Origin of the sequence: Amycolatopsis kentuckyensis (genome assembly GCF_002155975.1) — a bacterium.
Classification (GTDB): Bacteria; Actinomycetota; Actinomycetes; order Mycobacteriales; family Pseudonocardiaceae; genus Amycolatopsis; species Amycolatopsis kentuckyensis.
Genome location: NZ_MUMI01000674.1, coordinates 1 through 6,821, shown reverse-complemented (window position 1 = coordinate 6,821; position 6,821 = coordinate 1). Strand labels below are relative to the sequence as shown.

Here is a 6,821-nt window from a genome sequence, read left to right as displayed (position 1 = left end):
GGTGCTGGGCCCGCTGCCCGCGGCGGCCCGGCGGACGACGTGGGTGGCGATCCGGCTCGACCCGAGGCGGTGCCCGGCGGCGATCCGGGAACGCGGCGGCGGCGTCGTCGGCGCCCACCGCGCGCTGATCGGCGCGCTGTCGCGGGTGCGCAACGCGCTGGAGTCCCAGGGCGTGCCGACGCGGCCGCTCGACCCGGACGAGCTGCTGCGGGCGAGCATCTCGGCCGCGGAGCTGACCTCCGTCGCCGGCTCGCCCACGAAGGTGACGCTGCAGGAACGCTGGTCCGGCGTGACCGCGGCCGGCATCGGGCACTCGAGCTACGCCATCACCGGCTGGCCGAAGGGCAAGGTCACCAGCAGCCTGAACGCGCTGACGAGCGTCCGCGCGCTGTCGGCGACGCTGGCGATGTCGATCTCCCCGGCGTCCGACGAGGGCAAGATCGGGCTGCGCGGCGTGGTCCGGCTGAGCGCGCGGAACCCGCGTGAGCTCGACGCCGCCGACCAGCGGCTGACCGGACTGTCCGAGCGGCTCGGGGTGGACCTGACGCCGCTGCGCGGGCTGCAGGTGTCCGCGTTCGCCGCGACGTTGCCGATCGGAGGCACAGCATGAGTTCCCGCGTCCGTGACGCCGGGCAGAACAGCGGCGTGGCACCGGAGTTCACGGTGGATCCCGCGCTGCTCGACGCGATCAGCCCTTCGGGTGACCGCGGGGGCATCGTGCTCGGCTCGGGCCTCAAGGGCGAGCCGCTGACCATCTCGGCGCTGCGCTCGACCCCCACCCGGATCGTGCTGGTGGGCGGGCTGTACCTGGCTCGCCAGGTGGCGATGCGCGCGATGGCGGTGGGCGCGTGGGTCGTGGTCGCGACCGGACGCCCGACCGAGTGGCAGGTCCTGTCCCGAGCGGCGGGCAGCCGCGACGGCCGGCCCTCGCCGCTGGTGCAGATCCGCCGCCTGTCGCCGGTCGAGCTGCCGCGGCCGTCGGAGGACGCGCCCCTGCTGGTGGTGACCGACGGCGGCCCGACGCCGCAGGACCTGTTCCCGCCCCGCTCGCCCTGGCAGACGACGGTCTACGTGCTCCCGTACCTGCACCCGCAGGCCGGCGCGACGGCCAACGCGGCGGACCTGGTGCTGATGCAGCGCCTCCCGGCCGGCCAGGCCGAGCTGGCGGCCCGCATCTGGCGCCTGCCGCCCCAGATGATGCGCCAGCTGACGACGTTGAAGGACGACCAGGTGGTGGCCCTGGGCCGCAACCTGTGGCGCCCCCTTCGCCTGGTGACCACCGGCAAGGAGCAGCAGCTCCTGGGCCCGGTCCGCCGCGGCGACTGAAGTCCTTCCGGACGGCCGGAAGCGGGTGGTTCCCCTCGGGGAGCCACCCGCTTTTCGTCGTCAGGGTGAGGTGCGGACGTTCCTCGTCTGCTCGGCACGTGCCGCGAGTTCCGCGTCCGGGGGGTAGTCGACCCCCAGGAGGGTGAGGCCGTGGGCCGGGGCGACCGCGCTGTCGCGGATGCCGCTCTCCAGGACCTTCGACGGCCAGGCGTCGGTGCGGCGGCCGTCGCCGACCAGCAGCAGCACGCCGACCAGGCTGCGGACCATCGAGTGGCAGAACGCGTCCGCCGAGACGCGGACCTCGAGCAGGTGGTCGTCCACCCGCGCCCACTCCAGGCGCTGCAGCTCGCGGATCGTCGTGCCCGTGTCGCGCTGCTTGCAGTACGCCGCGAAGTCGTGCAGGCCCAGCAGTTCCGCGGCCGCCGCGTTCATCGCGTCCGTCGACAGTGGACGGTTCCAGGCCAGGGTGTCGTGGCGGCGCAGCGGGTCCACGCCCCAGGGGGCGTCCGAGACCCGGTAGCGGTAGTGGCGGCGGATCGCCGAGAACCGCGCGTCGAAGCCGTCGGGCGCGATCCGGGCGCCCAGTACCCGGACGTCACCGGGCAGGAGGCGGTTCCAGCGGCCCGTCATGCGGGTCAGGTCCGGGATGCCTTCGGGCGAGACCGGGATCCGGCCCGCCGGGCCCGAAAGCGGCACCACGTCGACGTGCACGACCTGGCCGGTCGCGTGCACGCCGGCGTCCGTGCGGCCCGCCACGACGACGGACTTCGGCACGGCGGCCCCCGGCGGCTGCTTCCGCAGGGCGTCCTCCAGGAGGCCCTGGACCGTCCGGCGGCCCGGCTGGCGGGCCCAGCCCGAGAAGTCCGTGCCGTCGTAGGAGACGTCCAGGCGCAGACGGACGAGCCCGCCCTCCCCGAGGGGAGTGGCGGGCTCGTCCGGTGTCGAAGCGGCCGTCAGGACGTCAGTCCTTCTTGGCGTCGGCGTCGGTCTCCTCCGAGGCGGGAGCCTCGGTGGTCTCCTCGGCCTTGGCCTCTTCAGCAGCCGGGGCCTCCTCGGCGGCGGGCGCCTCGGTGGTCTCCTCGGCAACCGGAGCGGCAGCCTTCTCGTCCTTGGCGAACTTGGTCTTGCGCGCGCGCTCGGCCTCGCTCGTCACGGTCTTCTCGGCCACCAGCTCGATGACGGCCATGGCGGCGTTGTCGCCCTTGCGCGGCATCGTCTTGGTGATCCGGGTGTAGCCACCCGCACGCTCCGCGAAGTGCGGACCGATCTCGGCGAACAGCTTGTGCACGACGTCCTTGTCACGGACGACCTTCTGCACCTGACGGCGGTTGTGCAGGTCGCCCCGCTTCGCCTTCGTGATCAGCTTCTCGGCCAGCGGGCGGACCCGGCGGGCCTTCGCCTCGGTGGTCGTGATCTTGCCGTGCTCGAACAGCTGCGTGGCCAAGTTGGCCAGGATCAGCCGCTCGTGCGCGGACGACCCGCCGAGCCGGGCTCCCTTGGTAGGGGTGGGCATTGGTTCTCCTCGTTCAGCTCACAGCGTCCAGGCACACGGCCTCAGAGCTGCTCGGTCTCTGCGTAGTCCTGGCCATCGTCGTGGCCGTCCGAAATCCCGTCGGCGATGCCACCGACACCCTCCGACCAGCCTTCACCGTCGTAGCTGGCGGCCGCCGCGGTCGGGTCGAACCCGGGCGGGCTGTCCTTCAGCGCGAGGCCGAGGCCGACGAGCTTGAGCTTGACCTCGTCGATCGACTTGGCGCCGAAGTTGCGGATGTCGAGCAGGTCCGCCTCGCTGCGCGAGACGAGCTCGCCCACCGTGTGGATGCCCTCGCGCTTGAGGCAGTTGTACGACCGGACGGTGAGGTCCAGGTCCTCGATCGGCATCGCGTAGGCGGCGATGGTGTCCGCCTCCTGCGGCGACGGGCCGATCTCGATGCCCTCCGCGTCGACGTTCAGCTCGCGGGCGAGACCGAACAGCTCCACCAGCGTCTTGCCGGCCGACGCGACCGCGTCGCGCGGCGTGATCGACGGCTTGGTCTCGACGTCCAGGATCAGCTTGTCGAAGTCGGTGCGCTGCTCGACACGGGTGGCCTCGACCTTGTAGGTCACCTTGAGCACCGGCGAGTAGATCGAGTCGACCGGGATCCGGCCGATCTCCGCGCCCGCCTGCTTGTTCTGCAGGGCCGGAACGTAACCGCGGCCGCGCTCGACGACGAGCTCGATCTCGAGCTTGCCCTTGCCGTTCAGCGACGCGATGTGCAGATCCGGGTTGTGCACGGTGACACCCGCCGGCGGCACGATGTCGGCCGCCGTGACCTCACCCGGGCCCTGCTTGCGCAGGTACATGGTGACCGGCTCGTCCTCTTCCGAGGACACCACGAGCTCCTTGAGGTTCAGGATGATGTCGGTGACGTCTTCCTTCACCCCGGGAACGGTGGTGAATTCGTGCAGCACGCCGTCGATGCGGATGCTCGTCACGGCCGCGCCCGGGATGGACGACAGCAGCGTGCGCCGCAGCGAGTTGCCGAGCGTGTAGCCGAAGCCGGGCTCCAGCGGTTCGATGGTGAACCGGGAGCGGGTCTCGTTGACCGTCTCTTCGCCGAGAGCCGGCCGCTGGGAAATCAGCATTTCTTCCTAATTCCTTTCCAGACGACGCCCGCCATATGACGTCGAAGGGATGGCGCGGCGGCGACGCACCTGTTGCGCCGCCGCCCGTATTCCAGCCGGGGCCGGACTACTTCGAGTAGAGCTCGACGATCAGCTGTTCCTGAACCGGAACGTCGATCTGCGCACGCTCCGGCAGCTGGTGGACCAGCACGCGGAGGTTGGACTGGACGACCTGCAGCCACGCCGGGATCGGGCGATCGCCGAAGGACTCCTTCGCCGCCACGAACGGCAGCATGCCCATCGACTTCGGCCGCACGTCGATGATGTCCCACTTGGTGACCTGGAACGACGGGACGTTCACCTTCTGGCCGTTGACCACGAAGTGGCCGTGGCTCACCAGCTGGCGCGCCTGACGGCGCGTGCGGGCGATGCCGGCGCGGTAGATCACGTTGTCCAGGCGGGACTCGAGGATCTGCAGCAGGTTCTCACCGGTCTTGCCGGGACGCCGGACGGCTTCCTTGTAGTACCGGACGAACTGACGCTCGAGAACGCCGTAGGTGTAGCGAGCCTTCTGCTTCTCCTGCGACTGCAGGAGGTACTCGGACTCCTTGATGCGCCCGCGGCCGTGCTGGCCCGGCGGGTAGGGGCGACGCTCGAAAGCCTGGTCGCCGCCGATGAGGTCAACCTTGAGGCGACGCGAAATACGCGTCGCGGGGCCGGTGTAACGAGCCATTTCTTCTTACTCCTCCCCGTTCCTCAGACCCGGCGCCGCTTGGGCGGGCGGCAGCCGTTGTGAGGCTGCGGGGTCACGTCCTGGATGGTGCCGACCTCGAGGCCGGCCGCCTGCAGCGAGCGGATCGCCGTCTCGCGGCCCGAACCCGGGCCCTTCACGAAGACGTCGACCTTCTTCATGCCGTGCTCGGCGGCCTTGCGGGCCGCGTTCTCGGCGGCCATCTGCGCGGCGAACGGGGTGGACTTGCGGGAGCCCTTGAAGCCCACGTGACCACTCGACGCCCACGCGATCACGGCACCGGTCGGGTCCGTGATCGAGACGATGGTGTTGTTGAAGGTGCTCTTGATGTGCGCGTGACCGTGCGCGACATTCTTCTTTTCCTTGCGGCGGACCTTCTTGGCCCCGGCCGCAGTACGAGACTTCGGTGGCATGTTCTGAGGGTTCTCCTGTTAGCGCGCGTTCTCTTGGTGAGCGGCGACCGCTTCGGCCTGGCCGCGCCGGATGATCGATCCGGCGTCGGTGTACAGGTTGCGGAGCGCCATCGGGCGGGCGTAGAGCGCCTTGGGCGAGACACAAGCCGAGCCGCGGCGGTGAACGCCACCCATCTGCACGACCTTCTTGCCCTGGACGCTCACTTCTTGCCAGCCTTCTTCTTGCCGGCGACCGTCTTCTTCGGACCCTTGCGGGTACGGGCGTTGGTCTTCGTGCGCTGACCACGGACGGGAAGTCCGCGGCGCCAGCGAAGGCCCTCGTAGCACCCGATCTCGATCTTCCGACGGATGTCGGCGTTCACCTCACGGCGAAGGTCACCCTCGACCTTGAAGTTCTCTTCGATGTACACACGCAGCTTCGCGAGGTCGTCATCGCTGAGGTCTTTGACGCGGGTGTCCGCGTTGAGCTCGGCAGCCTTGATGAGCTGCTTCGAGCGGGTACGGCCGATGCCGTAGATGTAGGTAAGCGCGATCTCCAACCGCTTTTCGCGGGGGAGGTCTACGCCAGCGAGTCGTGCCATTGGCGTTGATGCTCCTTCTTCGGTTTCATCTTCAGGTCTGCTCCCCGTCCGGTCCCGGGACCGACTCGCCTGTCGTGCCCTCGGCTTGCGCTTCGGGTGTCCCGGCCCCGGCCTGAAGCCCGGGGGTGGTCCGGCTCACGAACGTGAGCCGGCAGGTGCGGGGAGGTTGGGTAAAGCCGTCAATCCACTCTGCTCGAGTGCGGGCGATCAGCCCTGCCGCTGCTTGTGCCGCAGGTTTTCGCAGATCACCATGATCCGGCCGTGACGGCGGATCACCTTGCACTTGTCGCAGATCTTCTTGACGCTCGGCTGGACCTTCACGTCTTCTGCTCTCCTGCTGTTGAGCTGCTCTTCGTGATCACTTGTAGCGGTAGACGATGCGACCACGAGAGAGGTCGTAGGGCGAAAGCTCCACGACAACCCTGTCCTCCGGCAGGATGCGGATGTAGTGCTGCCGCATCTTGCCGCTGATGTGTGCCAGGACCTTGTGGCCGTTCTCCAACTCGACGCGGAACATCGCGTTGGGGAGCGGCTCGACTACGCGGCCTTCGACCTCGATGGCCCCGTCTTTCTTCGCCATGTCCTCCGCATTTCCTGTCGCATGTCACTACACTCTGTGACCAACCGGAGCACTAGTGCCGGGTTGGGCGGAACGTCGGCACACCGGTGCCCGAGTCCCAGTAGACCGTGAATTCACGAGCGCGCAGGATCCGGGCGCGATAAGTGCGCCGACTTGACAGTGTACGCAACTCGTGTCGCGACCCCCAAACCGGGGGTGACCATGCTAAAGGAACGTGCAGGTGGACGTGATCGCGATCACCTCGTGTGGGTGAATGCGCAGGTCAGGAGTCCTCAGGGGCGGTGAGCACCCAGGGGCCGTCTTCGGTGATCGCGACGGTGTGCTCCCAGTGGGCCGCGCGGGAGCCGTCGGCCGTAACGACCGTCCAGCCGTCGTCCAGCTCGCGGGTCTCGCCACCACCGCCGGTCAGCATCGGCTCGATCGCCAGTGCCATGCCGGGCTTCAGCCGGGGGCCCTTGCCGGGCTTGCCGACGTTCGGCAGGAACGGGTCCATGTGCATCTGGCGGCCGATGCCGTGGCCGCCGTACTCGACGATCATCCCGTACTCGATGCCGTCGTCGCGGCCC

12 protein-coding genes are annotated in these 6,821 nt (G+C 69.3%); 2 read left to right on the top strand and 10 right to left on the bottom strand.

The genetic code is table 11. From position 1 onward, the window contains the following. Both CCN39_RS45395 and CCN39_RS45390 read left to right on the top strand, forming a co-directional pair. Positions 1 to 610, top strand: a 610-nt coding sequence (locus tag CCN39_RS45395) for a type VII secretion protein EccE (protein ID WP_143264415.1), incomplete at its 5' end; no start/stop codon positions are given. Beyond that, complete coding sequence (locus CCN39_RS45390) at positions 607 to 1,326, top strand: hypothetical protein (protein ID WP_086853099.1); 720 nt, start codon at positions 607 to 609, stop codon at positions 1,324 to 1,326. The genes CCN39_RS45395 and CCN39_RS45390, both read left to right, overlap by 4 nt. A 60-nt stretch (positions 1,327 to 1,386) precedes the next feature. Here the strand turns inward: CCN39_RS45390 and truA are convergent, their stop codons facing one another. From truA to CCN39_RS45340, 10 genes are all read right to left on the bottom strand, one after another. Then, positions 1,387 to 2,214, bottom strand: coding sequence for a tRNA pseudouridine(38-40) synthase TruA (gene truA / locus CCN39_RS45385; protein WP_086853101.1), 828 nt, complete (start codon positions 2,212 to 2,214; stop codon positions 1,387 to 1,389). A gap of 73 nt (positions 2,215 to 2,287) precedes the next feature. Then, entirely contained in the window at positions 2,288 to 2,839 is a 552-nt protein-coding gene (gene rplQ / locus CCN39_RS45380) for a 50S ribosomal protein L17 (RefSeq protein ID WP_086853097.1), read from the bottom strand. 41 nt (positions 2,840 to 2,880) lie between these two features. Further along, positions 2,881 to 3,951: a DNA-directed RNA polymerase subunit alpha gene (locus CCN39_RS45375; RefSeq protein ID WP_004558887.1), complete on the bottom strand. Its 1,071-nt coding sequence runs from the start codon at positions 3,949 to 3,951 to the stop codon at positions 2,881 to 2,883. Between the two features lie 106 nt (positions 3,952 to 4,057). After that, positions 4,058 to 4,663 (bottom strand): 30S ribosomal protein S4, encoded by a 606-nt coding sequence (gene rpsD, locus CCN39_RS45370; RefSeq protein WP_086853095.1) that lies wholly within the window; start codon positions 4,661 to 4,663, stop codon positions 4,058 to 4,060. Positions 4,664 to 4,686: 23 nt separating this feature from the next. Beyond that, positions 4,687 to 5,094, bottom strand: a complete 408-nt coding sequence (gene rpsK, locus CCN39_RS45365; protein ID WP_004558885.1) for a 30S ribosomal protein S11 — start codon at positions 5,092 to 5,094, stop codon at positions 4,687 to 4,689. 18 nt (positions 5,095 to 5,112) lie between these two features. Continuing rightward, entirely contained in the window at positions 5,113 to 5,298 is a 186-nt protein-coding gene (locus CCN39_RS45360) for a hypothetical protein (RefSeq protein WP_004558884.1), read from the bottom strand. Next, positions 5,295 to 5,675, bottom strand: coding sequence for a 30S ribosomal protein S13 (gene rpsM, locus CCN39_RS45355; protein WP_034285908.1), 381 nt, complete (start codon positions 5,673 to 5,675; stop codon positions 5,295 to 5,297). The genes CCN39_RS45360 and rpsM overlap by 4 nt, the downstream gene beginning before the upstream one ends. A gap of 207 nt (positions 5,676 to 5,882) precedes the next feature. Then, positions 5,883 to 5,996 carry a 50S ribosomal protein L36 gene (gene rpmJ / locus CCN39_RS45350; RefSeq protein ID WP_004558882.1) on the bottom strand — a complete coding sequence of 38 codons (114 nt, stop codon included), beginning with the start codon at positions 5,994 to 5,996 and terminating at the stop codon, positions 5,883 to 5,885. Between the two features lie 37 nt (positions 5,997 to 6,033). Then, entirely contained in the window at positions 6,034 to 6,255 is a 222-nt protein-coding gene (infA, locus tag CCN39_RS45345) for a translation initiation factor IF-1 (RefSeq protein ID WP_004558881.1), read from the bottom strand. 262 nt (positions 6,256 to 6,517) lie between these two features. Beyond that, positions 6,518 to 6,821, bottom strand: a 304-nt coding sequence (locus CCN39_RS45340; RefSeq protein ID WP_143264414.1) for a M24 family metallopeptidase, incomplete at its 5' end; no start/stop codon positions are given.